Source organism: Ensifer sp. 4252, assembly GCF_050434565.1.
GTDB lineage: Bacteria > Pseudomonadota > Alphaproteobacteria > Rhizobiales > Rhizobiaceae > Ensifer.
Genome location: NZ_JBNDIU010000015.1, coordinates 126,965 through 153,138 on the forward strand (window position 1 = coordinate 126,965; position 26,174 = coordinate 153,138).

Below are 26,174 nucleotides of genomic sequence, written 5' to 3' on the forward strand. Positions count from 1 at the left end.
GTCCTTAAGCTGCGACGGTGGTGTCGAGGCGTGCGAGGCCCTCGGCGATATCGCGCCATTCAGGGCGCTCGGCAAAACCTTCCTTACGCTTGCCGAAGAACTGGATGATCATCTCGCCCTTGGCGTCGAGCGCCTCGATCGAGGTGACGTGACCGTCGACAGTCGGCTTGCGCACGGCCCAAAGCTCGGCGATGTGATCGGTGCGCAGGTGCAGATGGAAGGTCGGGTCCATGACGTTGAGCCACGGGCCCATCGGGGCGATCTTGGCGATCGGGCCGGAATGGATCTGGATCATGCCGCGATTGCCGACGAAGCACATGATCGGCAGTTCGACCTCGGCGCTGGCACGCATCATCGTTTCGACGCTCGACGGGTCGAGGCGCCAGGCGAAGTCGTCGCCGATATGCTGCAGCGCCTGGCGGCGGCCGATCTTCAGCTTGCGCAGCAGGCCGTGGAACTGGTGCGTGTCGGTCATCTTGGTCCAGCGGTCACGCAGTTCGGTGACGTCGACGACGCTCTCCTGCTTGTCGTCGGCAACCGGTGCGCTGGCGTCCGCAACAAAGGTCTGCGACTGGTCATCGAGACGGAAGTCTTCGACGATCTTGTCGTAGGCGGCGACATTCGACGCCGGGCGCAGATGCAGCTTGTGGACGGCATTGCCCCATTTGTCGAAGAACTGCAGGCTCTTGCGTGCTTCGCCGCTGTCGTCGGTCTTGGTCACGGCAAAGGCATGCGCCCAGGCGCTCGGGAAGACGCGCAGGTCGATCTGCTCGCCAAGCACGATGCTGGCCATCTCGCCGGTGGTGATCTTTTCGTAGACGCCGATCTTTTCGTGAACGGCGCTTTCGTTGCGGGTCAAAGCCATGACCTCGCCCAGTTCCTCGGCGCGCAGCAGGAAGCGGTTGGCATCCGCGTCGATGCGCACGGCGGTCAAACCACATTCGGCGGCCACGAGAGCCGCTTCCGAAACGCCGAGCTGAGCCGCGATGTCGCGCTCGCGCATTTTCGGGTTCTCAGCGCGATAGGCACGGATTTCGGACGGGGTGGGACGGAGGCTCTCGGTCATTGTCATTTGCCTATTTGTTCAGGATCAGTTTGCCTTGACGGGTGATCTTCATGCGGTAGATCGCCCCGTCGTGGGAAATGAGGATCTCGCTTTCGCCGCGAAACAGGTCTCGGCTCTCGACGACCCGTTGGGCACGCTGCATGGAGGCCGCAGGTTGCGAAAGTCGCGCGTGATCGGTGTCGTCGGCTGCCACGGTTCGGTCGTCTCGAGATGGCGGGAGGCGGTGTTTTTCCCGCATTTCCTGCCGTGCAATTCGTTTACTATCTTGACTTCATTACTCATATTTCTTTATGGACGCAATACCGGATCGCCACACTCAACTTAGACGCTCCGCGCTTGTGGATAGATGGCGACGACTTCAACGCTCCCAAGGTTCGGAGCGCCGATCGTGAGTGGTATTAGAATGATGCACCTTTCCCGTATGGTTGTTCCCGTGGCCTTCGCACTTGCGCTTGCAGCAGGCGGTGCAGCCGCTCAGGACGCTGCGCCCGCTGGCGCGCTCAACATTGAACTCAACGAGGTCGCGCCATCGCAGAAGGGCTGCAAGCTCACCTTCGTCGCCGGCAACGCGTTCGCGCAGAATTTGAGCAAGGTTTCCTTCGAGTTCGTGATCTTCGACCAGAAGGGCTTGGTCGAGCGCATGGCGGTGCTCGACTTCCGCGACCTGCCTGCGGGCAAGACCAAGGTTCGCCAGTTCGATCTTCCCGGCACCAATTGCGAGGCGGTGAGGAGCCTGCTGATCAATGACGCGCCGGCCTGTGTCGGCGATGGCGTCCAGGGCGACGCCTGCATGAAGGGCCTTAAGACCGGCTCGAAGTCGCCGGTCGAGCTCAAGGGCTGAGGTCGTTTTTTCGCATTGAGTACTGCGTTGGCGTCGCGGTTTGCGGCGAAGGTTAGGCTAAGATGAAGCATACCGTGAAATGGATCGGCGCAATCGCCTTCTCCCTCGTGGCGCATACCAGCGTTGCCATGTACCTTGCCTCGTCTACGCCGGAAAACGAGCCGGATCTCATGATTGGCGGCGTGGCGACCGAAGTTGCGCTTCTCGGTGACGCCTTCGACGAAACGTTGCAAGCCGGGGATCCATCCGAAATCGTCGAGCCGACCGAAGACGTTCCCGATGAAGTGAAGCCAGAGGAAATTAAGCCGGTTGAAGAGGTAACCTCGACCGTGCCTGAGATCGCGGCGGAGCAGCCGCACGATCTGGTTGCGACGGAAGCCGACGTCATCCTGCCGGCGGACCAGGTGCCGACCTTGCAGGTGGCCGAGGCGGTTGTTACAGCCAGCGTCGCGCCGATCGAGACCGTCGTGCCCGAGGAGAAGCCGGAGATCCGGGAGCCCAAGAAGGAGAAGGTTGAAAAGCCTGAACCCAAGAAGGACCCGGTCAAGAAAAAGAAGGTTACCCGCAAGAAGACGGGCGACAAGGGAGAGCAGGCGCAGAGCCAGGTCAAAGGTAAGGCTGATGGTTCGGAGACTGCCAATTCCAATGTGGCATCCGGAAACGGCAAGGTAGCTCAGGCGGATGGCAATGGTTCCTTCGAGAACTATAAGGGCAAGGTGCGCACCAAGGTGATGAGGAAGCATCGCTATCCGTCCCAGGCGAAGCGCCAGGGTATCACCGGTACTGCAACCGTGAGCTTTGTCGTTACGGCGGACGGGGGGCTTTCGGGTCTCCGGCTAGCAGGAAGTTCCGGATCGTCGGTTCTCGATCAGGCGGCACTGGAAACCGTGCGCCGGGCAGCGCCATTCCCTAAAATACCTGCCGATGCCGGCCGCAGCAGTTGGACGTTTAATTTGCCGATCGCCTACAATCCGGGCTGAGACGACCAATTCATGCCGTTTGTTCAGCCTTAACGGCAGGCGTATCGATTCAGGGGTGCGTCTGCGGGAAGCCCGGAATAAATATGATTAGAAAACTCATGTTTATACTTTACTCTGATAATCAAGTTTAATAAGTTCCCGCCGTGACGCAACCGAGTGGTGTGTGTCGAGATCATATCCCAATGCGATCAGTTGCCATGAGGGCCGCCGACGCAGCAACGAGGCGGAGAAGATTGCATGGGCGGCAAGCGTCACCATAATGCGGCCAAGAACGGCAAGGGTCGTTCCGGCTCCGAACGGACAGTGGTCCGCGAAGAGGTAGAGGTCGCCAAGACGACACTCGAAGGCCGCAGCTTCCTCTATGTCGGCGGGCGCGACTGCCAGGTTGCCCATCTGCGCGAAATCGCCAGCTCCTTCGGCGCCGAGCTTCTTCACCACGATGGCGGTCTTCGCGAGGCAGTGTCGCGCATCGACCGTGTCCTCCCCTCCGTCGACTGTGTCTTCTGCCCGATCGATTGCATCAGCCACGACGCTTGTCTTCGCGTGAAGACCGGCTGCAAGAAGTGGGGCAAGGCCTTCGTGCCGCTGCGTAACGGCTCGAAGTCGAGCCTCGAGCGGGCGCTGCAGGACCTGACCAACAGCCGCAACGACTAAAACCACCCAAGAATATGACGCGCGGCGACGGCGATGGGCCGCTCGCGCGCCTGGAGATTTTTTCGAGATGAATGAAGACCGTCCGGACAAGTGCATGATGATCGGCCTGCACAAACTGGCAGCACAGAATGGCGACGGGCTTGTGCCCGAACTCTACGAATTGCTGGTGCGGCGTTCCCGCATGCTCGAGGAAAACCCCAACGTCACCGAGTTCCCTTCCTGGAAAACGCGCCGCCCGGGTCGCGATCCTTTCGGGCTTGCAGAGCCGCAGGAGGGCACTATTCTGGCCTTCCCGAGAGCCGCGAACGACGCGGTTCGCAAGAAAGACAGCGCATAAGAGGCAGGCCATGTTCTTCGCAATGAACCGTTTTCGTATCGCCATCGGCCAGGAAGAGGCTTTCGAAGCCGTCTGGAAGGGCCGCGATTCAAGCCTTGCGGAAATGCCGGGTTTCGTCTCGTTTCATCTTCTGAGGGGCGAAAGCGTGCCGGAGGAGGGCTATACGCTCTTCGTGTCGAATTCGACCTGGAAAGACAAGGATGCCTTCTCCGCCTGGACGAAGTCGGAGAACTTCCGGGCTGCACACAAGAATGCCGGTGACAACCGCTCGATGTATCTCGGCCCGCCGAAGTTCGAGGGCTTTTCCGTCGTCGAAGGCGCCTGATCTCAACTGCGTGAACTGGCGCGTTGGGCGTCACGGCGCCTTTCGTGGAAGGAAGGCGCCGAGCGAAACAGCAAGCCAGCCGGCCATGATCGTCGTGCCGCCGAGCGGCGCCGACATCGGAAACAGGCCTTGCCCCGTCACGTGACGCATGGCGAGGTCGGCGGAAAACAACGCCGTTCCAAAAGCGATCAGCACGGCTGCGACCGGAGCCGTGCGGAAGCTCGGCCAGGCCGCATAAAGCGCGACGAGCGCCGGCGCATGCGCCAGGCAAATGGCCGAGATCCCGGCGAGCAGCCTGGGGTCGGCGCCATGCGAAGCGCCGGCGGCACTGACCACCCCGGCAATTCCCATCAATCCGGCGACAAAAAGTGTCGTTGCGCGCAGTCCACTGGTCGGCATGGTCAGGTCATTCCTTGTTCTGCATGTGCAAGGCGAGGCGGGTGATCGGGTCGAGAATGACCTGCCGCAATTTCGGGTGGGCCACCGTTTCTTCCAGCGCACGGGTAAAGCACAGCAGCCATTCGTCGCGCTCTTCCGGCCCGATCTCGGCAACGAAATGCCGGCGCCGCAGCATGGGGTGGCCGCGCTTCTCCACATAGATCGGCGGGCCGCCGAGCCAACCGGTCAGATATTCGTAGAATTTTTCCTCGCTGCCCGAGAGATCAGGCGGATGAACCGCGCGGCAGCGCGCGGCTTCGGGCAGTGTATCCATCAGCTCGTAAAAACGACGGGTCAGCGCGCGCACCGTCTTATCGCCGCCGATCGCTTCGTAGAGTGTCGTCGTTTCCGGTTTTGCCATCGCCGCTTCCTTTGTCCCCGAAGTCCTAGCTCGCCAGGACCTTGCGGACAACGGCTTTCCATTTCTCCCTTTGCGGCGTTTCGGCGCGGTTCAACATATTGATCTTGACAAACCGTCCAGACGGTATCTTTAGTGAGGCATGACAGAAGCCCATCGTCGCAAGAAGCAACCCGAGCAGGTCCGCCAGCAATTGCTGGAGGTGGCCGCGCGCCTTTCGCACGAGCAGGGGGTGGCAGGGATCACGCTCGACGCGGTGTCGCAGGCGGCCGGCGTCAGCAAGGGTGGGCTGCTGCATCATTTCCCCAACAAGTCGGCGCTGCTCGATGGCTTGTTCGACGATCTGGTCGCGCGTTTCGATGCGGCGCTCGAGGCGGCGATGGCTGACGATCCGGTGGCGCAGGGGCGCTTTACCCGCGCCTATATCGACGTCTGCTCGAAGCTTGACCCCGAGACGGACGTGCCGGGTTGGCGGATGTTGACGATCGCGCTGATTGCCGAGCCGAACCTGAAAATCCGCTGGCGTGAATGGGTCAATCGTCGGACTCGGGAGTTCGCCGAAACCGACGGCTCGCCCAACTGTGTGCTCGCCCGGTTTGCCGCCGACGGTCTCTGGCTTGCCGATCTGATGCAGAGCCATGAACTCGATGTCGAGGCGCGGATCGCCCTGGCAGACAATCTCAAAGCGCTTTCGGCGCGATAGGTCGGATGGAGACCAAGATGAACCCCGCCATGCTCTATGCCGTCCTGGTCGTTGCGATCGTCTTCGAGGTGCTCGGCACTTCGGCGATGCAGGCCGCACAGCATTTTACCCGGCTTGTGCCGACCGTGACGATGGTCGTCTGCTACGCAGTCGCCTTCTTCTTCCTGTCCTACACCTTGCGCTACATCCCGGTCGGGATCGCCTATGCGGTCTGGAGCGGTCTCGGCATCGTGTTGATTTCGCTCGTCGGATACTTCGCCTTCGGCCAGAAGCTGGATCTCGCCGCTATCCTCGGGCTTGGCCTTATCATCGCTGGCGTCGTTGTTCTCAACGTCTTCTCGAAATCCACGTTCCATTGATGTCTGGCCACTGACGTCTGAGAGGGCAAAAAGCTCTTGCAAAGGCGCCGGCGTGTCACTAGCCTTATAAATTGAAACCGCTTTCAATTTTAACAGCTGCGCATAAACGGGAGTTTGCCGATGTCAATCCGGACAGTCGTATGGGGCGAGAACATTCATGAGCAGACCAATGAGGTGGTCAGGAGCATCTATCCCAACGGAATGCACAACACGATCGCGGCGGCACTGAACACCGATGTTTCGATCGAGGCGACGACGGCGACGCTGCAGGAGCCGGAACATGGCCTGAGCGAGGAGCGGCTGGCTAAGACCGATGTGCTCCTGTGGTGGGGGCATCAGAATCACGGTGCGGTCAGCGATGAGGTCGTCGAGCGCGTCGCCAAGCGCGTCTGGGAAGGCATGGGCCTGATCGTTCTGCATTCCGGCCATTTCTCCAAGATCTTCAAGCGGCTGATGGGCACGCCCTGCGCCTTGAAGTGGCGCGAGGCCGGCGAGCGTGAACGTCTCTGGGCGATCAACCCGCGCCACCCGATCGCCGAGGGCATCGGGGAGAACTTCGTGCTCGAAAACGAGGAGATGTATGGCGAGCAGTTCTCCGTGCCGGAACCGCTGGAGACGGTGTTCATCTCCTGGTTTGCCGGTGGCGAAGTGTTCCGTTCGGGCCTGACCTGGCGCCGCGGCGCCGGCAACATCTTCTATTTCCGCCCGGGTCACGAGACCTATCCGACCTATCATGACGCCAATGTCCAGAAGGTTCTGCGCAATTCGGTCAAGTGGGCCTACAACGCCGACAATCGCTACACCGCCATCCATGAGGCGCCGAACGTGCCTGTCGAAAATGCGCTGGAGCCGATCGTCGAGCGTGGGCCGAAGCTGCACCAGGCCGGCGAAGCGGGTTACAGGTGAGCGCCATGCGTCTTCTCGTTGTTGGAACCGGCGGCATGGCCAACAGCCATGCCGAAGCCTTCGCTGAGATCGAAGGGGTGGAAATGGTCGGCGCAGTTGACGTCGACCCCAAGCGCGCCAAAGACTTTGCCGAGAAACACGGTATCGCCAATACATTCACCTCGCTCGACGAGGCGATTGCCTGGGGCAAATTCGATGCAGCGACGAACGTGACGCCCGACAAGGCGCATCACCCGACGACGCTGGCATTGCTTGCCGCCGGCAAGCATGTGCTGTGCGAAAAGCCGCTTGCAGAAAACTACGCCAAGGCTGCGGAAATGGCCGATGCGGCGGAGCGATCGGGGCTGGTGACCATGGTCAACCTGACCTATCGCAACGTAGCGCCGCTGCAGAAGGCAAGGGCGATGGTGCTCGCCGGCGAGGTCGGCAAGCTGCGTCACCTCGAAGCCTCCTACCTGCAGAGCTGGCTCGTCTCCAAGGCCTGGGGCGACTGGGCGACGGAATCGCAGTGGCTGTGGCGGCTGTCGACCAAACACGGCTCGAACGGCGTTCTCGGAGATGTCGGCATCCATATCCTCGATTTTGCGGGCTATGGAGCCGGCACCGACGCCGAGCGGATCTTCGCGCGGCTGAAGACCTTCGATAAGGCGCCGGGAAACCGCATCGGCGAATATGACCTTGACGCCAATGACAGCTTCGTCATGACGGCCGAATTCGGCAACGGCGCCATGGGCGTGATCCATGCCAGCCGCTGGGCGACCGGTCATCTCAACGAGCTGCGCCTGCGGCTTCATGGCGAAAAGGGTGCGATCGAGGTGGTCCATACGCCCGATGGGTCGACGCTTCGCGCCTGCCTCGGTACTGACGTCGAGACGGCAACCTGGCGTGATATCGATGCCGGGACGGTGCTGACCAACTATCAGCGTTTTGCCGCCGCCGTTAAGGATGAGAAGACGGTCGAGCCCGGCTTCCGCCATGCGGCGAACCTGCAGAAGGTGCTTGATCTGGCGTTGGAGACCGAGGCTGAGCGACGCGAACTCTCGGTTTAATCAAATGCTTCAGCCGGCCGGCGGCGCGGTGGAGTTGCGCATGACCAGCTCCACCGGCCAGACCTCGCGCAGGTCGGCGGCCGGTGTGCCCTGAAGAAGGTCCAGAACCATCTCGGCGACCCGCATTCCGGCAGCGCGGATCGATGAGCGCGTGGTGGTGAGCGTCGGGATCAGGTTGTCCGGGCTCAGATAGGGAAAGACGTCGTCATGGGCGATCAGCGAGATGTGCTCGCCGACCGTCATTCCGGCACTGCGGATTGCCCGCATGGCGCCGAGCGCCGACATCATCGAACCCGCCAGCACCGCCGTCGGCCGGTTCTCCTGCGCCAGAAACCCCTGCATCAGGCGAAAGCCCATCTCGTCGGTGAAATCGCCGTTGCCGAGCAGGTTGGGATCAATGTCGATGCCGCGTGCGCCAAGTGCTGCCGCATACCCATCTTGCCGGTGCTCGGTAAAGGTATAGCCGCGATGCCCATTGACCAGAGCGATACGGCGATGGCCAAGCGCCGTCAAAAGGTCGGTTGCCTGGCGGATCGCGCCGAAATTGTCGATATCGAGAAAGGCGAAGTCGCCCGCCGTCTCTGTTCGCCCGTGCAGAACGAAGGGCAGCCGCAGGTCGGTCAGCAAGGCGATGCGCGGATCGTCGACGGCTGGCGAATGCAGGATCACCGCATCGACGCGCTTGCTGGCCGCAAGCCGCCGATAGGTCGCAAGCTCCGCTTCAGGCGTGTCGACGGTCGAAAGCAGGATATCGACATCAGCCTGTTGCAGCCGGCTGCCGAGCCCACCCATGAACTCGCTGGTGTGCGGGCCGAAATCACCGCCGCCGCGAAAGACGATGCCGATGGTGCCGACACGTCCGGTCGCAAGGCCGAGCGCGCTAGTGTTCGGTCGGTAGCCAAGTTCGGCTGCCGCCTTCAGCACTCGTTCGCGCGTCGCTTTCTTGACTTCCGGATAACCGCTGAGCGCGCGGCTGACCGTCGTTTGAGACAGCCCCAGCCGACCTGCGAACTCCTTGAGATTCATTTCTTTTTCCCGTTGCCCCAGGGTCAGGACCTATCAAATTCATCCATTCTGCGCGGTGGATTTGGTGTCTGACAAGGAGGGAAGATGCAGGAAATGCGCAAACATTTTCAAATCATTCCGGCGCGGTCAGGCGCGAAATCCGCCTCGCCCTTCGGGTTCAGCTCCGTGGGCCGTCTGATCGAAAACAATGCTCGACAAGACCTGTTGGTCTTGCCTTGCGCTTGTTTCCATCCATCCAATCCCATGGACCTGAACAGAATGGATGAATTTGATAGGTCCTGACCCTAGAGATCATAGCCTACCGGGGTTTGTCCAGGCAACAAGGAGTGGCGTCAGGGGGCGACAGTCGATCCGACGGTATTTTCCACCGATTGCCCAAGGCGGCGGACCTGATTGCCGTAGTTGGCGCGGGTGCGCGGGTCGAAGATCATGATCGGCGTGGACACCGCGATGCTTGCGGCGCTCCCGACGGTCTGGGCCGTGCCGAGCGCCACCGCGCCGACGCGTTCGCCGAGGCCGACATCGGAATCGGTCACCGTCTGCCCGGCGATCAGCCGGTTGCCCAGCAACTGCACAACCTCCGGGCTTTCGGCGAATTTGCCGTGGTTCAGCTTGTCGCCGCCTTTCAGCGCCGTCAGGTCGAGAACGGTGATGCCGGCGGTCTCAAGCTGGGTCCGGTAGGGCTCTACCGTCGGGTCGATCTGCCCGAGCCGGTCGATATTGCCGGAGATCCGGCGCGAAAGGTTGAGCGCACGGTCGTCGCGCGACACGAACAGCGTGAACTTCGGCCGTGCCTTGCCCATGGCCTGGATCTGCTTGCCAAAGACGTCGACGTCGAGGTCGGGGGAAGCGAGAATGACGTCGGTAATCTTCGGCGTGATGCGGCCGTCACGGATCGCCATCTGTCGCAGCGCCTCGACGGTGACCCAGGATCCCATCGAATGGGCCATGACGGTGATTTCACCGACCTTCGGGTCGCGCGCTGCGCGGTGCAGCAGATCTTCCAGCGCATCGCGGGAATAGTTGGTGCTTTCCTTGTCGTAGTTATAGTCGAAGATGCTGGCACGCGAGGGCCAGGTGAAGATCACCGGCGCGACATCCGTTCCTGAATCGTGGACGATCTGGGCGTAACGATAGACCGCATCCTCATAGCGGTTGTTGAAACCATGAACGAAGATCAGCACGCGCCGGCTTTTCGGCAGATTGCCCTTGAGCCAGGACTGCGCGTCGTTGTCGCCCTTCAACGGCGTCACGCTGACCGTTGAAAACTCGCGTTCAGGATTGGCCGGCAGTTTCTTCGGCCATTGCACCTGACCGACCTCGCGGTTCTTGGCGGGCGGGATCGAGACGACGATTTCGGTCAATGAGAGTTCGTCCGCGCGCTCGCCGCTGAAAAGCACGCCCGGCTCAGTAGAGGGCGCACGGGTGGTTGCGACCAGCAGATCGACTTCCGAAGCGCCACCAGCCGTTCCGGAGGGAACGAGCACGCCGACGGGTCGGCTGGCGCAGGCTGAGAGGATGGATGCCAGGACCAGCATGGTGGCGACGCGGCTGATTTGGCCCGGTCGGCCAGCCAGAGAAAGCAAACGCAGCAACAAAACCCCCAATGCCGCATCATGCGGCGTGCCGATCCGTCATCGGAACCAGGCAATTCTCATGCCCTAGCAATGGCAGAATTTCTGCCCTCGGCATAGCTTTTCGGCCCTTTCGCGCCTTTTCTGACGTCGCACGTGCGGCAAACATGCAACATTTCGCGACAGCCGGCCCTGGGTAAAACCCCTCGATATTCATTGAAAAGGTATCGACCTTTCAATAGCATCCCACCGACCCACCTTGGGTGCGGCATCGAATGCCTCATCCGATCTCCCTGAAATCATAAGGAAATCCGGAATGCAGGCGGTTTTCGATGGCCATAATGACGTGCTTTTGCGGCTGTGGCAGAACGCGCGCAAGGGAAGCGACCCGGTTCGCGAGTTCGTCGATGGCACCGATCAGGGGCATATCGATGCGCCCCGCTCGAAAAAGGGCGGTCTGGTTGGCGGTCTCTGCGCCATCTACGTGCCTTCGGGCGATCTGGTCTTGAAGGGTCCGGACGAGAATGGCCACTACGTCACGCCGCTCTCGGCACCGCTCGAGCATTTGCCGTCGCTCGGCGTCGCCGTCGAGATGGCCGACATCGCGGTTCGCCTCGATCGGGGCGGGGCGTGGAAGCTCTGCCGGTCGACGGCAGAGATCCGCGGTGCGATCGGGCAGGGCGCTTTTGCATCCGTTCTGCACATGGAGGGCTGCGAAGCCATCGGTGCTGATCTGTCCGCGCTTGAAACCTTCTACGCCGCGGGCCTGCGTTCGCTTGGGCCGGTCTGGAGCCGCCACAACGTCTTTGCGCACGGCGTGCCCTTTGCCTTCCCGATGTCGCCCGATACGGCGCCGGGCCTGACCGACGCCGGCTTCGAACTGGTGAAGGCCTGCAACCGCTTGGGCATCCTCATTGATCTCGCCCATATCACCGAGAAGGGCTTCTGGGACGTCGCCAAGACGAGCGACCAGCCGCTGGTCGTCAGCCATTCGAACGCCCATGCGCTGACGGCGGTTGCGCGCAACCTGACCGACAGGCAGCTCGATGCCGTCAGCGAAAGTAAGGGTCTCGTCGGCCTGAACTACGCGACGACGATGCTGCGCGCCGATGCGCAGGAAAATGCCGCGACGCCGCTTTCCGACATGGTCCGCCACATCGACTACATGGTCGAGCGAATGGGCATCGATTGCGTCGGGCTCGGTTCGGACTTCGACGGCGCGACGATACCCGAAGGCATCGCCGACGCGGCGGGCAATCAGAAGCTCGTTGCTGCGCTTAAGAGTGCCGGATATGGTGACGTCGAACTGGCAAAGATATGCCGGGAGAACTGGCTGAGAGTTCTGGGGCAGGCTTGGCACGAGGCCGCCTGATCCATGAAGAAGAGCCCCAAAAGGGCACAAACGAGGGAACTGCAAAAAAATGATGCACAAGCTCAATGGACGTCTTCGTCTTCTGACCGCTTCGGCGGCGCTCGCCATGGTGATGGCCGCGACGGCACCGGCCTTTGCCGAAACGCCGAAGGACACGCTGGTCGAAGCCTTTGCGATCGATGACGTCATCTCCATGGATCCGGGCGAAGCTTTCGAGCTGACCGCCGCCGAAATCACCGGCAACACCTACAGCATGCTGGTGCGCCTCGACATCAACGACACCACCAAGGTTGTCGGCGATCTGGCCGATAGCTGGACCGTTTCCGACGACGGTCTGACCTATACGTTCAAGCTGAAGTCTGGCCTGAAGTTCGCCTCCGGCAACCCGGTAACCGCCGCTGATGTCGCCTGGTCGTTCGAGCGTGCAGTCAAGCTCGACAAGAGCCCCGCCTTCATCCTCACCCAGTTCGGCCTCAACGGCGACAACGTGACGGAAAAGGCCAAGGCCGCTGATGAAACGACCTTCGTCTTCACCGTCGATCAGCCCTATGCGCCGAGCTTCGTCTTGAACTGCCTGACGGCGACCGTTGGTGCGGTGCTCGACAAGAAGCTCGTGCTCGAGAACGTCAAGCCCGTCACGCCGACGGACGAGTACAAGTACGACAACGACTTCGGCAATGAATGGCTGAAGACCGGCTATGCCGGTTCGGGCCCGTTCAAGCTGCGCGAATGGCGCGCCAACGAGGTTATCGTGCTTGAGCGCAACGACAACTACTATGGCGAACAGGCCAAGCTCACCCGCGTCATCTATCGTCATATGAAGGAAAGCTCCGGCCAGCGCCTGGCGCTGGAAGCCGGCGACATCGACATCGCGCGCAACCTGGAGCCGGGCGATTTCGACGCCGTTTCGAAAAATGCCGACCTCGCCACGACGAATGCGCCGAAGGGCACGGTCTACTACATCAGCCTCAACCAGAAGAACGAGAATCTCGCCAAGCCCGAGGTGCGCGAAGCGTTCAAGTATCTGGTCGACTATGATGCGATCGGCTCGACGCTCATCAAGGGCATCGGCGAAATCCACCAGAGCTTCCTGCCGAAGGGCGTGCTCGGTGCGCTCGACGAAAACCCCTACAAGTTCGACGTCGCCAAGGCGAAGGAACTGCTGGCCAAGGCTGGTCTCGCTGACGGCTTCACCGTCACCATGGACGTGCGCAACGGCCAGCCGGTCACCGGCATTGCCGAATCCTTCCAGCAGACGCTCGGCCAGGCCGGCGTGAAGCTGGAGATCATCCCCGGCGACGGCAAGCAGACGCTGACGAAGTACCGTGCCCGTAACCACGACATGTATATCGGTCAGTGGGGCATGGACTATTTCGACCCGAACTCGAATGCCGAAACCTTCACCGCCAACCCCGACAACTCCGACGAAGGCAAGAACAAGACGCTTGCCTGGCGCAATGCCTGGGATGTTCCGGAGCTGACGAAAAAGACCAAGGATGCCCTGCTCGAGCGTGACAGTGCCAAGCGCGCCGAAACCTACAAGGAACTGCAGAAGACCGTTCTCGGCGAAAGCCCGTTCGTGATCATCTTCCAGCAGACCGAAGTCGCCGGCTACCGCGGCAACGTCAAGGGCCTGAAGCTCGGCCCGAGCTTCGACACCAACTTCGTTGCTGGCATCTCGAAGGAATAACCCGAAAGGATAGTTCCCTTGAGCATGAGCGGAACAGAACGGATGGGCGGGCGCCGACGCGCCCGTCCGGCGAAGATCATGGGCGCCGTGTTGCGCTTTCTCGTGATCGTCGTCACCACCTATCTTGGCCTTCTGGCCGTTACCTTCTTCATCGGCCGGGTGATCCCGATCGACCCGGTGCTCGCCGTCCTCGGCGACCGGGCGCCGACGCACGTCGTCGAAAGGACGCGCGAGGCGATGGGGCTGAACCTGCCCCTTTATCAACAATTCTTCATCTACGTCCGCCAGGCGCTGACCGGCGACTTCGGCATTTCGGTGCTGACGACCAATCCTGTCATGACCGATATCCGCCGCGTCTTTCCGGCGACGATGGAGCTAGCGACGCTCGGCACCCTGATCGGCGCCATCTTCGGCGTGCCGCTCGGTGTTCTCGCTGCCGTCAAGCGTGGCAGCATCGCCGACCAGATCGTGCGCATCATCGGCCTTGTCGGCTATTCCGTGCCGATCTTCTGGCTGGCGCTCCTGTCGTTGCTGGTCTTCTACGCCCGGTTGAAGTGGGTCGCCTATCCCGGCCGCATCGATATCGTCTTCGAATATACGTTCACGCCGATCACCGGCTTCTACCTGTTCGACGCGCTCTGGCAGCGACAGTGGGACGTGCTCTGGGACGTCTTCCGCCACATCATCCTGCCGGCGTCGCTGCTCGGTTATTTCTCGCTTGCCTATATCAGCCGCATGACGCGCAGCTTCATGCTGAACGAACTGCAGCAGGAATACATCGTGGCCGCCCGTGCCAAGGGCCTTTCGGAAACCCGCATCATCTGGGGCCATGCGCTGCGCAATGCCGCCGTGCCGCTCGTCACCGTGATCGCGCTTTCCTATGCCGGCCTGCTCGAAGGTTCTGTCCTGACCGAAACCGTCTTCGCCTGGCCGGGCCTTGGCCTTTACATCACCAATTCGCTGCAGAATGCCGACATGAACGCCGTTCTCGGTGGCACCATCGTCATCGGTTCGGTCTTCATCGGCATCAATCTCCTGTCCGATCTTCTCTACCGGACGCTTGACCCGAGGACGCGCCAGCGATGAGCACCGTCACTGAAACACGCCCGATGACACGCCGCGAGTGGCTGTTGTCCGACCGGCCACAATCGCGCACGCAGGCGCGTCTTGGCCGCGCCTACATGACCTGGCAGCGCTTTTCCGCCAACAAGCTGGCCGTTCTCGGCCTGTTGATCCTCCTGGCGCTCGTCTTCGTGGCGGCCTTTGCCGGCGTGCTCGCGCCGCATTCGCCTTATATCGGCGATCTCGCCAATGCCCGCCTGATGCCGCCCGGCAGCGAGGGCCATCTGCTCGGCACCGACGATCTCGGCCGAGACATTCTCTCCCGGCTGATCCACGGCTCGCGGCTGACGCTTGCCGTCGTGCTGCTGGTCGCGATCATCGCCGCACCCGTCGGTCTCATCGTCGGTGCGGTCGCAGGCTACGCCGGCGGATGGGTCGATGCGGTGCTGATGCGCATCACCGATATCTTCCTCGCCTTTCCGAAGCTGGTGTTGGCGCTTGCCTTCGTGGCGGCACTCGGCCCGGGCATCGAGAATGCCGTCATCGCCATCGCCATTACCTCTTGGCCGCCCTATGCGCGCATTGCGCGGGCGGAAACGCTGACGGTGCGCAATTCCGACTATATCGCCGCCGTGCAGCTGATGGGCGCATCGCCGACGCGCATCGTCTTCCGGCATGTGATGCCGATGTGCATGTCGTCCTTGATCGTGCGCGTCACGCTCGACATGGCCGGCATTATCCTGACGGCCGCCGGTCTCGGCTTCCTCGGCCTTGGCGCGCAGCCGCCGTTGCCGGAATGGGGTGCGATGATTGCTTCCGGTCGCCGCTTCATCCTCGACCAGTGGTGGGTTGCCACCATGCCGGGCGTCGCGATCCTGATCGTCAGCCTCGGCTTCAACCTGCTCGGCGACGGACTGCGCGACGCGCTCGACCCGCGGGAGAGCGGACAATGAACCCGCTTTTGACCGTTGACGATCTCAAGGTTTCGTTTCCGACCCGCACCGGGGTGATCGAAGCTGTTCGCGGGGTCACCTTCACGCTCGGCCGCGAGCGCCTGGGTATTGTTGGCGAGAGCGGTTCCGGCAAGTCGCAGACCGGGCGGGCAATCATGGGGCTGACACCGGCGCATGCGCAGGTGACGGCCAAGACGCTTTCCTTCGAAGGCATCGACCTGCTTTCGGCCGCGCCGAAGGTGCGCCGGGACCTGAGGGGAAAGCGGATCGCCATGATCCTGCAGGACCCGAAATACTCGCTGAACCCGGTGATGAGCATCGGCCGGCAGATCGTCGAGACGCTCAAGCGCCACGAGAGCGTCAGCCGCGCGGAAGCGCGCGAGAGGGCGCTCGACATGCTGGAGGCCGTGCAGATCCGCGACCCCGGACGCGTCTATGATCTCTACCCGCACGAGGTTTCGGGCGGCATGGGACAGCGCGCGATGATCGCGATGATGCTGGTGGCCGGCCCGGAGCTTCTCATTGCCGACGAGCCGACCTCGGCGCTCGATGTGACGGTCCAGCTCGAAGTGCTTGGTATCCTCGACAAGTTGGTAGCCGACCGTGGCATGGGGCTGATCTTCGTTTCGCACGACCTGCGGCTGGTGTCGTCGTTCTGCGACCGCGTCATCGTCATGTATGCCGGCAAGATCGTAGAAGAGCTTGCCGCTACCGATCTCGCAAACGCCAAACATCCCTATACTCAGGGGCTGTTGAACTGCATGCCGGCGATCGGCTCCGATCGCCATCCCCTGCCGGTTCTTGATCGCAAACCGGAGTGGGCCCTATGACGACCGCCACCGTATCCGTCGAAAATCTTGTCGTCATCTATGACGAGTTCAGGGCGCTCGACGATGTCAGCATCGATGTCGCGCCCGGCGAATCCTTCGGGCTCGTCGGCGAGTCCGGCTCGGGCAAGTCGACCTTGCTTCGCGCGGTCGCCGGCCTTGCGCCGGTGACGTCAGGCAAGATCCGCGTGCATGATCGGGTTCTGACAGGCAACCGCCGCGACAAGGCGTTCTATCGCGACGTGCAGATGGTGTTCCAGGACCCCTATGGTTCGCTGCATCCGCGCCAGACGATCGACCGGCAGTTGCTGGAACCTCTGGCCATTCACGGCGTTGCCGATGGCGAGCGGCGGATTCTCAAGGCGCTCGATGAAGTCGGCCTGGGTTCGGGCTTCCGCTTCCGCTATCCGCACCAGCTATCGGGCGGCCAGCGCCAGCGCATTGCGATCGCAAGGGCGCTGATCCTCGAGCCGTCGGTCCTGCTTCTCGACGAACCGACTTCGGCGCTCGATGCCTCGGTGCAGGCGGAAGTCCTCAACCTGCTCGAACAGGTTCGGCGCGATCGCAAGCTCACCTTCATCATGGTCAGCCACGATCTCGGCGTCGTCACGCACATGTGCGACCGGCTGGCGGTGATGCAGAACGGGCGGGTGGTCGAACGGCTATCGTCGGCCGATCTCGTCGCCGGGCGGATCGGCGAAGAGTACACGCGCAACCTGATGGTTGCGAGCAAGGGCTTCCAACGCAAAGGCGCTGCTGCCTGATCTTCGGGGGGGGGGCGCAGTCGGGCCTGACGGGGCCTGGCTGCAGTCTCAGCAGGTGGCATGAGCCGGTGTCGTTGCGGCGGGCAGCGCCGTGCATCATTTATCGACGCGGTCGCGCTTGAGTTCGTGGCAAGATTTTCTCCCGGGGCCGGTTCCAATCCGGGGGGACTATGGCGTCAGCTTGCCTTTTCCCAGATCGATGTGGCGTTGGTGATGACCTTGCGGATGTTGCGCTGCTCGCGCCACTCGCGTCCCATGTCGCGAATGACCGGCTTTTCTTCCGGCGAGAAGATGTAGTTGCGGTAGCCCGCGACGTAGCCTTCCAGTGCCGGGTTGACACCGGAATAGAACTGCTTTTCCGGGTCGCGCGAAAGGTCCATCATCCCCGCACAATGGCGCGCAAACGTCCCGCGCAGGATAGATGGCGAGGTCGTGAATTTCGGGAAGGTGCGGAAAAGCGGGATCTTGACCCCAAGCAGGCGGCCATACTCGTTACGCCGATGGAAGTGTCCTTTGCGGCGGATATCCCAGTTCTGGTCGGCGGTGTGAAACGACACCTGCATGATGGACGGATCGGCAAAGGGGGCAAGCAACTCCTCGCCCATGTCGCACAGCGCGACCCAGTCGTCTTCCAGATGGAAGACATAGTCTGACGTGGTTGCGGTCCATACTCTTGCGACTGCGGCGCAAAAACCCGGATGCTGCGGTTCGGAGATCGTCGCGTCGGGGAAGTGGCCGCGAACGATGTCGACGCAGGCGGCATGATCCTCCGGCGAGCCGAAGACGGGATCGAGATTGAGATGGGCGGTCCCCACGTCGAAACGGCAGAGGACCTTTTCACAGAAGCTGTTCAGCGTCGCTGCAAGCAACGCCGGTCGCCTGGTCGCGACGATGCAAAGATCGATCCTGGACATTGTACTCCTGCTCGATGCCGTTTCCTTCGCGGTTATCGCGGAGTGCGGGGGAAGAGCAAGCCTAAATGATGCGAACTAACGGTATCGCGACGACGAACCGGCCGCCCCAGGCGCGGATGGCGGCATTGTCAGCGACGATCTCGTCGGTCAGGTTCCAGGGAAGGATCACGAGATAGTCCGGCTTGGCCACCTTCAGGTGGCTCGGCGCATGCACCGGGATGTGGGTGCCGGGCAAAAGCTTGCCCTGCTTGAGGTCGTTGCGATCGACCGCAAAGGCAATCTCGCCGGGCTTGACGCCGCAGACATTGAGGAAGGTATTGCCCTTCGCGGCCGCGCCGTAGGCAGCGACCGTCTTGCCCTCGGATTTGGCGCCAGCGAGGAACTCACGGAATCCCTGGCAGACCGCGGCGATGCGCGTGTCGAATTTCGCGTAGGTCCCCATCTGCGTGAGGCCAGCGGCCTCTTCGCTCGCACGTATCGCCTCCAGGTTTTCCGTCGTCGACCGGGTGCCGGTTTCGGGCTGGGCAAAAACCCGCAGGGAACCGCCATGGGTCGGCAACTCTTCGACATCAAAGACCTTCAGGCCGGATGCTGCAAAAATGCGTTCCACCGCCGCCAGCGAGAGATAGGAATAGTGTTCGTGATAGATCGTGTCGAACTGGACGCCTTCTATCAGGCGCAGGAGATGCGGAAACTCGAACGTTGCGACGCCATCCGGCTTCAGCAGAATGGCAAAGCCGGCGACGAAATCGGCGATGTCTGGCACGTGCGCCAGCACATTGTTGGCGGCGGTCAGATCGGCGCGGATGCCGCGGGCAACCAGATCCGTTGCCGTCTTCCGGCCAAAGAAGGCGACCTCTGTCGGAACGTTGCGCGCCTCGGCAATCTTGGCCGCGTTGGCTGCGGGCTCGATGCCCAGAACCGGAATATCCTTGGCGACGAAATATTGCAGCAGGTAGCCGTCATTGGACGCGATCTCTACCACCTGCGAGGTTCCATCGAGCCGGAAGCGCTCGGTCATGGCATCTGTGTACCGGCGGGCGTGATCGAGCCAACTGCTCGAAAAGGAAGAGAGATAGGCATAGCCATCGGTGAAGATTTCATCCGCCGGCACGGTTTCGGTCGTCTGGACGAGCAGGCACTCGGAGCAGACCATTGCCTTTAGCGGGAAGGCACGCTCACGCGCGATCGCTTCCTCGGTCGGCTCCAGGAACGAGTTGGACCAAGGGGTCGATCCCAGATCGGCGACGACGGTCTTGAGTGGGGTCGAGCAGAAGCGGCAGTTGTAGGACATTGGGTCGTCAGCCTTTCATGAATGCGTCGATCTGGTCGAGCGTCAGAGCGCGGGCGTCGCCGCCCTTGCGCCAACCATCGTACCAGTTTGCCGTCCAGGCGATTGCTTCGTCCTGCGAAAGCCGGGAGGCCCAGGAAAGCGTCTTTGCGGCAAGCGCCGGATCGAGCCCGAGTGTCTGCATTTCCCGGGGCTGGTCGGTCGAGGATACATCGCGCCATTGCGGCGCCAGGCCCATCGCCGCCTGGACGGATGTCGCGACGTCACGGACGGGGATCTGGCGCTCGGCCGGCGAGGGGCCGAAATTCAGGGCATCGACGGAAGTCTCGCCGCCATAGAGCGCTTCGGCATAGACGAAATAGCCGTTGAGGCAGTCCAGCACATGCTGCCACGGCCTCGTCGCCATCGGGCTGCGAATATCAAGCGCCTTGCCGGACTGGGCAGCGCGGACAATGTCGGGCACCAGCCGGTCGGAAGAAAAATCGCCGCCGCCGAGCACGTTGCCGCCGCGCGCTGTCGCCACCCGGATGCCGCGCTCACGCAGGAAGGCATCGCGCCATGTCGAGACGACCAGTTCGCAGGCGGCCTTGGAACCGGAATAGGGATCATGTCCGCCGAGCGTCGCGTCTTCCGGAAAGTGCCGGCCGCTTTCGTCGTTGCGGTAGACCTTGTCGGTCGTGATCACGACGATCGCCTTCAATGCCGGAACATTGCGCGCGGCCTCGAGCAGGCGCAGGGTGCCCATGACATTGACATCGAATGTTTCGGCAGGGGTTCTGTAGCTTTCGCGCACCAGCGGCTGCGCCGCCATGTGCAGGATGATCTCGGGATTGCTCTTTTGCACTGCGGCGCTGAGGGCATCGGCATTGCGGATGTCGCCGAGATGGCCGTCTGCCGCTCCAAGCAGGGCGTGCAACGATGGCTCGGTCAATGGCGGCAGTGCATAGCCCGTGACGTCGGCGCCCATCTGCTTGAGCCACAGCTGCGCCCAACTGCCCTTGAAACCGGTATGCCCGGTCAGAAAAACGCGTTTGCCCGCCCAGAAGCTCCGGTTTGCCAGCCGGCTCATGCCCAGATTTTCCACGGTGCCGAACCCTGCTGCCATAGTTCTTCGAGCTGGTTCTTGTCGCGCAAGGTATCCATCGGCCGCCAGAAGCCATCATGCGTGAAGGCCATCAGTTGCCGGTCTCTGGCAAGGCCTTCCAGCGGCTTGCCCTCGAAGGACGTGCCGTCGCCCTCGATGCGATCGAGTACGCTTCGGTTCAGCACGAAGAAGCCACCATTGATGCGACCGTTGTCGCCGGCCGGCTTTTCCGTGAAGCTTCGTACTTCGCCGTCCTGGATTGCCAGAGCACCGTAACGCCCGGGCGGCATGACGCTGGTCACCGTCGCTTCTCTGCCATGGCCAAGATGAAAATCGGTCAGCGCCTTGATATCGACATCGGCAACACCGTCTCCATAGGTGAGGCAGAACGTGTCACCCAGATGATCGGCCACGCGCTTCAAGCGGCCACCGGTCATCGATTCCGTGCCCGTATCCACGAGTGTCACGCGCCAAGGCTCGGCTTTGTTCGAACGGAAAAGCGTTTCGCCCGTCGCCATGTCGTAGGTAACGTCGGACGAGTGCAGGACGTAGTTGGAGAAGTATTCCTTGATCATATAGCCGCGGTAGCCCAGGCAGATCACGAAGTCCGAGAAGCCGTAGTGGCTGTAGATCTTCATGATGTGCCAAAGGATCGGCCGCCCGCCGATCTCGATCATCGGCTTCGGCCGCAAATGGCTCTCTTCCGAGATGCGTGTGCCGTAACCACCTGCAAGAATGACGACTTTCATACGACTGCCTCTTGACGCAGTTTACGATATGGATAGGACGAAGGATCGCTCCCATGGCGCTATCTGCCGCGGACGGACCCTCTATATCAGCAGCCGCTTACTCGATCTACATCTGCAATCGCTTATGCACTTTCGGTCTGTTTGCAGCGAGAAAGCGCTTTTCTGACGCACACTGTCGGTCGCCACACTCAGGAGTGGGTTCTCCAACGGGTTGCTAGGCCCTAAGAAGAAACCCCTCCGGAGCCACCGTTACCAGAAGCTTGCCGTCGATTTCGCCATTGACGCTGAATTCCGGGTGGTTCGCCAGATAGGCGCGCACGGCTGTCTTGGGGTTGTCACCGACGTTCCATGGACGGTCCTTGAAGAAGTCCCGAGGGACATCCTCGACAAATGTATCGAACACCACGCAGTAGCATCCCGAGGTCACGAGCGGGGCGTAGGCTTCCAGTTCGGCGAGCACGTGATCGTGCGTGTGCATGGAGTCGAGGCACACCATCACCCGTTCGTATCCTTGAGCGGCGTGCCGAACCTGGTCAACGACGTCCTTGGCGATCGAGGAACCTTCGATCAGCTGGATTCTCGATGCCATTGGATGCTCCTCAATCGCCTTGCGATTGTGCTTGCGGATGTCGATGTCGATGCCGACGACCTTCCGGTTCGAGACCTTTGGATCAATCGTGACACCTTTTTCGATCGCATCGCACATATCCAGCATCGCTAGCAGCGAGGCGCTCAGAACGATCGAGCCGCCATGCGCGATGCCGGTCTCGATGATCAGGTCCGGTTTTGTCGCCCAGACCAGTTCCTGCATCGCCTGGATATCCTGCGGATACTGGATGATCGGGCGTCCCATCCAGTCGAAATTATACACATAGCGTTTGTCCATCGACATCTGTCGCCATTGCGACGACAGCGCCGTGAACGCCTCGTCGGCGCCGTAGCTGGTAATGGCCGCCTTGCGCTCTGCGGAGAATTGCTTGATCGGGTCCATCCGAAGTCCTTTCGGTCGATGCTGAGGATCACCAGCGTATTTCAAGAGGCAAGCGAGAGTATATCCGCAATTCTGTCGATAACGCGCTCTGGTTTGAACGCGAACTCCGACCGTATGCGATCGATGTCTATGGGAGGGAATGTGATGGTCGGGGCATGCTCGGCGACGTCAACCCGGCAGCCCGTGTGTTGCGCCAGGCCAGTCGCCCAGTCAGCATTGCTGGTTTGCTGACCACTCGCCACGTTGTAGATCGTATCCTGACCATTCTCGGCAATTTGCACCAGAAGTTTCGCCACGTCGTCGATCCAGACGTAGTCCTTGGCCGACGCCATGCTGCTCTGCAGCCTGATGCGACCGGCTGCTGCTTCCCGACAGAGGTCGCCGATGAAACTCTCCGACGTGGCCGATGCTGGCCCGACGACGTTGGACAGGCGGGCGATGCGCGCATTTGCGCGGCCGGATGCGTTGCAGATTGCTTCACCGGTAAGCTTGGAGAGATTATAGAGATCCGACGGGTTGCCGGGACAAACGGTCAAAGCTGCCGATTCATCCGTGTTGGTGCTGCCGGCATAGACGCGCGTCGACGACAGATAGAGAAACGACGTGAAGTCGCAGTCTCGCAGCAGTTCGGCGGCCAAGCTAACATGGGCCTCGATGGTATCGAAAGGTCTCTGCCGAAAGTCGGCCGTTAGCCCTATGGCGTAGATCACGTGCGTGCCATCACAGGCGTCGGTCAGGCGGGCGTCGCGCGCAGGCGCGATCACCTCGTGGCCGAGCGATGTCAGATACGTCAACAGGTGGCGCCCGACAAAACCGTGGGCACCGAGCAGGGTGAATCTCAAGTTCGGTATCCCAGGGTTCTCAATGGACTTCCGCCGTTGATCGAATAGGCTTCGACCGTGCCGCGCACGATACTGCCTGCCGCGACTATGCAGCCCTTGCGCAGGATGCTGCCATCGAGAAGCACACAATTGGCCCCAAGCCAGACATCGTCCTCGATGACGATTCCGCCTCTGCTCGGCTGAAAGCCCTGCTCACGTATCGCGCTGTTCTTGTCTCGGAATTCATGGTTGACGGGTGCGAGCGTACAATTCGCGGCGATCAAGACGTTGTCGCCAATGGTTATGCCGTGACCGCTGTAGAAAACGCATCCACTGTTGATCGTGCAGTTGCGGCCGATCGTGATATCGCCCCTGCCGCCTGCCGGCTTGAACTTGACGAAACTGTCGATGACCGAGTTCTCGCCGATCACATATTTCGAACCGCGCACGGAGGCTTCCAGGTCAGCCAGGTCGCTTATCCGCGCCGTGAGGTGGGCCTCGATCATTGTTCAAGCCGTTCGTTCTGCACGGCTTGCACCAGTCGCGCCCTGCATGGTCGCGCTACGCTTGTCCGTGCTTGCATTTCTGCGTGTCTTATGTCCTGAGAAGTTGTTGGCCGTCAATATCTGCGGGCTGGAACACGATCCTCGTTCAGTCCGCCAACCCGTTCCGCGAGAAAGCCGATGCCGCGTTTCAATCGTATCGCCACCCCGATCCCCGATCTTGTGGTCATCGAGCGTCAGCGCTTTGGCGACGAGCGCGGGTTCTTCTCGCGCTTCTTTTGCCGCGAAGAGCTTGCCGATTTCGGCGCCAGTGGGACGATCGCCCAGATTAACCACACGATGACGCACCTCAAGGGCACGATCCGCGGGATGCACTTTCAGCGCGCGCCGCATGATGAGGCCAAATTCGTGTCTTGCCTCGCCGGCTGCGTCTTCGATGTCGCCGTCGATCTACGCCCGGGTTCGCCCAGCTATCTGCAATGGCATGGCGAAGTGCTGAGCGCGGAGAACGGGCGCTCGATGATGATCCCTGGTGGATTTGCGCATGGGTTTCAGACGCTGACAGAGGATTGCGAACTGATCTACCTGCATGACAAGCCCTATGCGCCGGAAGCGGAGGGTGGGCTCAATGCGCTCGATCCCAAGCTTGCGATTGACTGGCCATTGCCTGTCGCCCAGATGTCGGCGCGCGACGAGGCACTCGCCCTCATATAAAGCTATGGCTAAAACAGCGGTTGCTGTCTGATTCGTTGCATCATTGTGCTATCCTCCCGCGCTGGCGGCCGAGTGTCGGCGAGGCGATGGAGATGCAGCGCAAGCTGGTTGCGATCATGGTGGCGGATTTCGTCGGGTCGACCGCGGCGATGGAATCCCATGAGGAAGAAGCCGTGGAGTGCGTCTCCGCGTGCCTCAGGGCGGTGGGTGACACGGTCGTGCGACACGATGGCCGGGTCTTCAACACCGCCGGCGACGCCGTCCTTGCCGAGTTCATAAGCCCGGTCAACGCCCTTCGCGCCGCGATGGAAGCGCGCAGTTCGCTTGCGGCCATCCCCGATGCCACGCCGAACCACATGCGCTTCGGATTGCACCTTGCCGATGTGCTCGCCGTCGACGGTGATCTCAGAGGCAATGGCGTCAATCTTGCCGCCAGGCTGCAATCGAGCGCGGCCGCCGGCGAGATCGAGGTTTCCGAAGCACTGTATGAACAGGTGCGCCGGGTCTCTCCCTGCGCCTTTGAAGAGATCGGCGAGCGTCGGTTCAAGGGGGTCACCGAGCCGATGCGTGTCTACCGGGTCGGGACGACCATCGACAGGCATCGGTTTCTCTCGGCGCCAACGCGGGAGGCACCACCGGCCGCGATGCGGCCGAATTCGGTGATCGTCACGCCCTTCGTCGCTTTCGCTTCCGGCCATGATGACCAGTCATTCCTGACGGAGGGGCTGACCGACGACCTCACCTTGGAGCTCGGCCGGCTGAAGAGCCTGTTCGTCAGTTCACGCTCGGCCTCCGTGGTGCTTGCCATCCGCGATCCCGTTGAGGTGGGCAGGGCGCTAGGGGTCCGTTATGTCGTTTCGGGCTCCGTGCGCAAGCTGGGTAACCTCGTGCGGCTCAACGTGTCGCTCTGCGAGACTGCGCAGGGGCATCTCGTCTGGTCGGACCGGATCGAGCGGCCGTTCGAGGAGCTGCTTGCCGTGATCGACGAGGTGACGGCCCGCATCGCCGCGACGGTGGCAGGGCGGATCGAGCAGGCGGAGCTGATCGCCGCGCGGCTGAAGCGGCCGGAAAACATGTCGGCCTACGAATACTATCTGTTGGGCCTCGACCACCATCGCCTGATCGGCGTTGCCGACAGGCACATCGGCGAAGCCATGCGCTGGTTCGAGCGCTCGATGGATGCGGACCCGACCTTCGGCCGCCCTGTCGCCATGCATGTGTGCGCCTGGAGCAACCTGCCGGATTTCGACCTTTCGGCCGGCGAGCGGCAGGTCGCCCACGCGCTCGATCTCGATCCCACCGACCCGGACTCCCATCGCATCATGGGCGCGATCAAGTGCATGGAAGGTGACTTCGTGGCGTCGCGGCATCACCATGAGCGGGCGATCGACCTTGCACCCAACGATGCCTACATCGCCGGCCGTTGTGCGGCTTTCTACACCTACGCGAACGAGGCGGAGCGGGCGCTCGAGCTGCTCGACCGGGCCGAGATGCTGGATCCATTCCTGCCGGTGTGGATTGTGGAGGAGCGCGTCGCCTCGCTCTATGTGCTCGGCCGACACGACGAGCTCTTTGCCGTGGCGCGGGCGCTTCCCTATCAGACCCGGCGCACGCTGATCTATCGGATCGCCGCGCGGATGGCGCGCGGCGATACCGATCGGGCGCGCCAGCTGGTGGCGCAGATCCAGGCGCTCGATCCAAAACTGTCGGCCGGCTATATCCGCACCCAGGAGTTCTTTAGGGATCGAGCGATCACCGAAGCGCTTGTCAACAGCGTACAGGCCGCGGGCCTGCCGTTAACCTGACGGTTGCCGTCGGGAAAT

Annotated in this window: 30 protein-coding genes; 17 read left to right on the top strand and 13 right to left on the bottom strand. The window is 61.8% G+C overall.

Annotation, left to right across the window (positions count from 1 at the left end; genetic code table 11):
- Positions 1–4 precede the first annotated feature (4 nt).
- The gene (locus ABIE33_RS24105; RefSeq protein ID WP_429130333.1) at positions 5–1,066 is read right to left on the bottom strand and encodes a hemin-degrading factor; all 1,062 of its coding nucleotides are present in this window, start codon (positions 1,064–1,066) and stop codon (positions 5–7) included.
- Between the two features lie 10 nt (positions 1,067–1,076).
- On the bottom strand, positions 1,077–1,304 hold the full coding sequence (gene hemP / locus ABIE33_RS24110) for a hemin uptake protein HemP (protein WP_429130334.1): 228 nt from the start codon (positions 1,302–1,304) through the stop codon (positions 1,077–1,079).
- Between the two features lie 168 nt (positions 1,305–1,472).
- Between hemP and ABIE33_RS24115 the strand changes: the two genes are divergently transcribed.
- The 5 genes from ABIE33_RS24115 (at position 1,473) to ABIE33_RS24135 (ending at position 4,203) form a co-directional block, all read left to right on the top strand.
- Positions 1,473–1,907 carry a hypothetical protein gene (locus ABIE33_RS24115; protein ID WP_429130387.1) on the top strand — a complete coding sequence of 145 codons (435 nt, stop codon included), beginning with the start codon at positions 1,473–1,475 and terminating at the stop codon, positions 1,905–1,907.
- Between the two features lie 62 nt (positions 1,908–1,969).
- Entirely contained in the window at positions 1,970–2,887 is a 918-nt protein-coding gene (locus ABIE33_RS24120; protein ID WP_429130335.1) for an energy transducer TonB family protein, read from the top strand.
- A gap of 237 nt (positions 2,888–3,124) precedes the next feature.
- Entirely contained in the window at positions 3,125–3,541 is a 417-nt protein-coding gene (locus ABIE33_RS24125) for a DUF2325 domain-containing protein (RefSeq protein WP_429130336.1), read from the top strand.
- Positions 3,542–3,608: 67 nt separating this feature from the next.
- Positions 3,609–3,878, top strand: coding sequence for a hypothetical protein (locus tag ABIE33_RS24130; protein ID WP_429130337.1), 270 nt, complete (start codon positions 3,609–3,611; stop codon positions 3,876–3,878).
- A gap of 10 nt (positions 3,879–3,888) precedes the next feature.
- Entirely contained in the window at positions 3,889–4,203 is a 315-nt protein-coding gene (locus tag ABIE33_RS24135; RefSeq protein ID WP_429130338.1) for an antibiotic biosynthesis monooxygenase family protein, read from the top strand.
- Positions 4,204–4,233: 30 nt separating this feature from the next.
- Here ABIE33_RS24135 and ABIE33_RS24140 read toward each other — a convergent pair whose 3' ends face one another.
- On the bottom strand, positions 4,234–4,602 hold the full coding sequence (locus ABIE33_RS24140; protein WP_429130339.1) for a DUF423 domain-containing protein: 369 nt from the start codon (positions 4,600–4,602) through the stop codon (positions 4,234–4,236).
- 7 nt (positions 4,603–4,609) lie between these two features.
- The gene (locus ABIE33_RS24145) at positions 4,610–5,002 is read right to left on the bottom strand and encodes a group II truncated hemoglobin (RefSeq protein WP_429130340.1); all 393 of its coding nucleotides are present in this window, start codon (positions 5,000–5,002) and stop codon (positions 4,610–4,612) included.
- A 139-nt stretch (positions 5,003–5,141) separates the two neighbouring features.
- On the opposite strand from ABIE33_RS24145, the gene ABIE33_RS24150 reads away from it, so the two are divergent.
- The 4 genes from ABIE33_RS24150 to ABIE33_RS24165 all read left to right on the top strand — a co-directional run bounded on the left by ABIE33_RS24150 (position 5,142) and on the right by ABIE33_RS24165 (position 8,016).
- Positions 5,142–5,702 carry a TetR/AcrR family transcriptional regulator gene (locus ABIE33_RS24150; protein ID WP_429130341.1) on the top strand — a complete coding sequence of 187 codons (561 nt, stop codon included), beginning with the start codon at positions 5,142–5,144 and terminating at the stop codon, positions 5,700–5,702.
- A 17-nt stretch (positions 5,703–5,719) separates the two neighbouring features.
- A complete protein-coding gene (locus ABIE33_RS24155; RefSeq protein ID WP_429130342.1) occupies positions 5,720–6,061 on the top strand; it encodes an SMR family transporter in 342 nt (113 codons plus the stop codon).
- Between the two features lie 120 nt (positions 6,062–6,181).
- Complete coding sequence (locus tag ABIE33_RS24160) at positions 6,182–6,967, top strand: ThuA domain-containing protein (protein WP_429130343.1); 786 nt, start codon at positions 6,182–6,184, stop codon at positions 6,965–6,967.
- A gap of 5 nt (positions 6,968–6,972) precedes the next feature.
- The gene (locus ABIE33_RS24165) at positions 6,973–8,016 is read left to right on the top strand and encodes a Gfo/Idh/MocA family protein (protein ID WP_429130344.1); all 1,044 of its coding nucleotides are present in this window, start codon (positions 6,973–6,975) and stop codon (positions 8,014–8,016) included.
- Between the two features lie 9 nt (positions 8,017–8,025).
- Here the strand turns inward: ABIE33_RS24165 and ABIE33_RS24170 are convergent, their stop codons facing one another.
- Both ABIE33_RS24170 and ABIE33_RS24175 read right to left on the bottom strand, forming a co-directional pair.
- Positions 8,026–9,042: a substrate-binding domain-containing protein gene (locus ABIE33_RS24170; RefSeq protein ID WP_429130345.1), complete on the bottom strand. Its 1,017-nt coding sequence runs from the start codon at positions 9,040–9,042 to the stop codon at positions 8,026–8,028.
- Positions 9,043–9,374: 332 nt separating this feature from the next.
- Positions 9,375–10,580, bottom strand: a complete 1,206-nt coding sequence (locus ABIE33_RS24175; RefSeq protein WP_429130388.1) for an alpha/beta hydrolase — start codon at positions 10,578–10,580, stop codon at positions 9,375–9,377.
- A 352-nt stretch (positions 10,581–10,932) separates the two neighbouring features.
- On the opposite strand from ABIE33_RS24175, the gene ABIE33_RS24180 reads away from it, so the two are divergent.
- From ABIE33_RS24180 to ABIE33_RS24205, 6 genes are read left to right on the top strand one after another with little or no spacing between them, the layout of a single operon-like run.
- A complete protein-coding gene (locus tag ABIE33_RS24180) occupies positions 10,933–11,988 on the top strand; it encodes a dipeptidase (RefSeq protein WP_429130346.1) in 1,056 nt (351 codons plus the stop codon).
- A 49-nt stretch (positions 11,989–12,037) separates the two neighbouring features.
- A complete protein-coding gene (locus tag ABIE33_RS24185) occupies positions 12,038–13,678 on the top strand; it encodes an ABC transporter substrate-binding protein (RefSeq protein WP_429130347.1) in 1,641 nt (546 codons plus the stop codon).
- Positions 13,679–13,720: 42 nt separating this feature from the next.
- Complete coding sequence (locus tag ABIE33_RS24190) at positions 13,721–14,764, top strand: ABC transporter permease (RefSeq protein ID WP_429130389.1); 1,044 nt, start codon at positions 13,721–13,723, stop codon at positions 14,762–14,764.
- Complete coding sequence (gene nikC / locus ABIE33_RS24195; RefSeq protein WP_429130348.1) at positions 14,761–15,693, top strand: nickel transporter permease; 933 nt, start codon at positions 14,761–14,763, stop codon at positions 15,691–15,693. The genes ABIE33_RS24190 and nikC overlap by 4 nt, the downstream gene beginning before the upstream one ends.
- The gene (locus ABIE33_RS24200; RefSeq protein ID WP_429130349.1) at positions 15,690–16,523 is read left to right on the top strand and encodes an ABC transporter ATP-binding protein; all 834 of its coding nucleotides are present in this window, start codon (positions 15,690–15,692) and stop codon (positions 16,521–16,523) included. Before nikC ends, ABIE33_RS24200 begins: the two co-directional genes overlap by 4 nt.
- Positions 16,520–17,284, top strand: coding sequence for an ABC transporter ATP-binding protein (locus tag ABIE33_RS24205; protein WP_429130350.1), 765 nt, complete (start codon positions 16,520–16,522; stop codon positions 17,282–17,284). The genes ABIE33_RS24200 and ABIE33_RS24205 overlap by 4 nt, the downstream gene beginning before the upstream one ends.
- 176 nt (positions 17,285–17,460) lie before the next feature.
- On the opposite strand, the gene ABIE33_RS24210 is transcribed toward ABIE33_RS24205, so the two are convergent.
- The 7 genes from ABIE33_RS24210 to ABIE33_RS24240 form a co-directional block, all read right to left on the bottom strand.
- Entirely contained in the window at positions 17,461–18,198 is a 738-nt protein-coding gene (locus tag ABIE33_RS24210; RefSeq protein ID WP_429130351.1) for a hypothetical protein, read from the bottom strand.
- Positions 18,199–18,259: 61 nt separating this feature from the next.
- The gene (locus ABIE33_RS24215; protein WP_429130352.1) at positions 18,260–19,492 is read right to left on the bottom strand and encodes a methyltransferase domain-containing protein; all 1,233 of its coding nucleotides are present in this window, start codon (positions 19,490–19,492) and stop codon (positions 18,260–18,262) included.
- A 7-nt stretch (positions 19,493–19,499) separates the two neighbouring features.
- Entirely contained in the window at positions 19,500–20,558 is a 1,059-nt protein-coding gene (gene rfbG / locus ABIE33_RS24220; protein ID WP_429130353.1) for a CDP-glucose 4,6-dehydratase, read from the bottom strand.
- Positions 20,555–21,322: a glucose-1-phosphate cytidylyltransferase gene (gene rfbF / locus ABIE33_RS24225; RefSeq protein ID WP_429130354.1), complete on the bottom strand. Its 768-nt coding sequence runs from the start codon at positions 21,320–21,322 to the stop codon at positions 20,555–20,557. Before rfbF ends, rfbG begins: the two co-directional genes overlap by 4 nt.
- Positions 21,323–21,536: 214 nt before the next feature.
- Positions 21,537–22,313, bottom strand: a complete 777-nt coding sequence (locus ABIE33_RS24230; protein WP_429130355.1) for a cephalosporin hydroxylase family protein — start codon at positions 22,311–22,313, stop codon at positions 21,537–21,539.
- A 41-nt stretch (positions 22,314–22,354) separates the two neighbouring features.
- Positions 22,355–23,155: an NAD-dependent epimerase/dehydratase family protein gene (locus ABIE33_RS24235; protein WP_429130356.1), complete on the bottom strand. Its 801-nt coding sequence runs from the start codon at positions 23,153–23,155 to the stop codon at positions 22,355–22,357.
- Complete coding sequence (locus ABIE33_RS24240) at positions 23,152–23,640, bottom strand: acyltransferase (RefSeq protein WP_429130357.1); 489 nt, start codon at positions 23,638–23,640, stop codon at positions 23,152–23,154. The genes ABIE33_RS24235 and ABIE33_RS24240 overlap by 4 nt, the downstream gene beginning before the upstream one ends.
- Positions 23,641–23,817: 177 nt before the next feature.
- Here ABIE33_RS24240 and rfbC point away from each other — a divergent pair, with 177 nt between their 5' ends.
- Together rfbC and ABIE33_RS24250 are read left to right on the top strand one after the other, a co-directional pair.
- Positions 23,818–24,351 carry a dTDP-4-dehydrorhamnose 3,5-epimerase gene (gene rfbC / locus ABIE33_RS24245; RefSeq protein ID WP_429130358.1) on the top strand — a complete coding sequence of 178 codons (534 nt, stop codon included), beginning with the start codon at positions 23,818–23,820 and terminating at the stop codon, positions 24,349–24,351.
- 92 nt (positions 24,352–24,443) lie between these two features.
- On the top strand, positions 24,444–26,156 hold the full coding sequence (locus tag ABIE33_RS24250; protein WP_429130359.1) for an adenylate/guanylate cyclase domain-containing protein: 1,713 nt from the start codon (positions 24,444–24,446) through the stop codon (positions 26,154–26,156).
- The last annotated feature ends 18 nt before the right edge of the window (positions 26,157–26,174 follow it).

Excerpts from the sequence above, each read along its gene's own strand:
- ABIE33_RS24105 (WP_429130333.1), bottom strand. The coding sequence starts at position 1,066 with ATGACCGAGAGCCTCCGTCCCACCCCGTCCGAAATCCGTGCCTATCGC.
- hemP (WP_429130334.1), bottom strand. The coding sequence starts at position 1,304 with ATGCGGGAAAAACACCGCCTCCCGCCATCTCGAGACGACCGAACCGTG.
- ABIE33_RS24115 (WP_429130387.1), top strand. The coding sequence starts at position 1,473 with ATGCACCTTTCCCGTATGGTTGTTCCCGTGGCCTTCGCACTTGCGCTT.
- ABIE33_RS24120 (WP_429130335.1), top strand. The coding sequence starts at position 1,970 with ATGAAGCATACCGTGAAATGGATCGGCGCAATCGCCTTCTCCCTCGTG.
- ABIE33_RS24125 (WP_429130336.1), top strand. The coding sequence starts at position 3,125 with ATGGGCGGCAAGCGTCACCATAATGCGGCCAAGAACGGCAAGGGTCGT.
- ABIE33_RS24130 (WP_429130337.1), top strand. The coding sequence starts at position 3,609 with ATGAATGAAGACCGTCCGGACAAGTGCATGATGATCGGCCTGCACAAA.
- ABIE33_RS24135 (WP_429130338.1), top strand. The coding sequence starts at position 3,889 with ATGTTCTTCGCAATGAACCGTTTTCGTATCGCCATCGGCCAGGAAGAG.
- ABIE33_RS24140 (WP_429130339.1), bottom strand. The coding sequence starts at position 4,602 with ATGCCGACCAGTGGACTGCGCGCAACGACACTTTTTGTCGCCGGATTG.
- ABIE33_RS24145 (WP_429130340.1), bottom strand. The coding sequence starts at position 5,002 with ATGGCAAAACCGGAAACGACGACACTCTACGAAGCGATCGGCGGCGAT.
- ABIE33_RS24150 (WP_429130341.1), top strand. The coding sequence starts at position 5,142 with ATGACAGAAGCCCATCGTCGCAAGAAGCAACCCGAGCAGGTCCGCCAG.
- ABIE33_RS24155 (WP_429130342.1), top strand. The coding sequence starts at position 5,720 with ATGAACCCCGCCATGCTCTATGCCGTCCTGGTCGTTGCGATCGTCTTC.
- ABIE33_RS24160 (WP_429130343.1), top strand. The coding sequence starts at position 6,182 with ATGTCAATCCGGACAGTCGTATGGGGCGAGAACATTCATGAGCAGACC.
- ABIE33_RS24165 (WP_429130344.1), top strand. The coding sequence starts at position 6,973 with ATGCGTCTTCTCGTTGTTGGAACCGGCGGCATGGCCAACAGCCATGCC.
- ABIE33_RS24170 (WP_429130345.1), bottom strand. The coding sequence starts at position 9,042 with ATGAATCTCAAGGAGTTCGCAGGTCGGCTGGGGCTGTCTCAAACGACG.
- ABIE33_RS24175 (WP_429130388.1), bottom strand. The coding sequence starts at position 10,580 with ATGCTGGTCCTGGCATCCATCCTCTCAGCCTGCGCCAGCCGACCCGTC.
- ABIE33_RS24180 (WP_429130346.1), top strand. The coding sequence starts at position 10,933 with ATGCAGGCGGTTTTCGATGGCCATAATGACGTGCTTTTGCGGCTGTGG.
- ABIE33_RS24185 (WP_429130347.1), top strand. The coding sequence starts at position 12,038 with ATGATGCACAAGCTCAATGGACGTCTTCGTCTTCTGACCGCTTCGGCG.
- ABIE33_RS24190 (WP_429130389.1), top strand. The coding sequence starts at position 13,721 with ATGGGCGGGCGCCGACGCGCCCGTCCGGCGAAGATCATGGGCGCCGTG.
- nikC (WP_429130348.1), top strand. The coding sequence starts at position 14,761 with ATGAGCACCGTCACTGAAACACGCCCGATGACACGCCGCGAGTGGCTG.
- ABIE33_RS24200 (WP_429130349.1), top strand. The coding sequence starts at position 15,690 with ATGAACCCGCTTTTGACCGTTGACGATCTCAAGGTTTCGTTTCCGACC.
- ABIE33_RS24205 (WP_429130350.1), top strand. The coding sequence starts at position 16,520 with ATGACGACCGCCACCGTATCCGTCGAAAATCTTGTCGTCATCTATGAC.
- ABIE33_RS24210 (WP_429130351.1), bottom strand. The coding sequence starts at position 18,198 with ATGTCCAGGATCGATCTTTGCATCGTCGCGACCAGGCGACCGGCGTTG.
- ABIE33_RS24215 (WP_429130352.1), bottom strand. The coding sequence starts at position 19,492 with ATGTCCTACAACTGCCGCTTCTGCTCGACCCCACTCAAGACCGTCGTC.
- rfbG (WP_429130353.1), bottom strand. The coding sequence starts at position 20,558 with ATGAGCCGGCTGGCAAACCGGAGCTTCTGGGCGGGCAAACGCGTTTTT.
- rfbF (WP_429130354.1), bottom strand. The coding sequence starts at position 21,322 with ATGAAAGTCGTCATTCTTGCAGGTGGTTACGGCACACGCATCTCGGAA.
- ABIE33_RS24230 (WP_429130355.1), bottom strand. The coding sequence starts at position 22,313 with ATGGACCCGATCAAGCAATTCTCCGCAGAGCGCAAGGCGGCCATTACC.
- ABIE33_RS24240 (WP_429130357.1), bottom strand. The coding sequence starts at position 23,640 with ATGATCGAGGCCCACCTCACGGCGCGGATAAGCGACCTGGCTGACCTG.
- rfbC (WP_429130358.1), top strand. The coding sequence starts at position 23,818 with ATGCCGCGTTTCAATCGTATCGCCACCCCGATCCCCGATCTTGTGGTC.
- ABIE33_RS24250 (WP_429130359.1), top strand. The coding sequence starts at position 24,444 with ATGCAGCGCAAGCTGGTTGCGATCATGGTGGCGGATTTCGTCGGGTCG.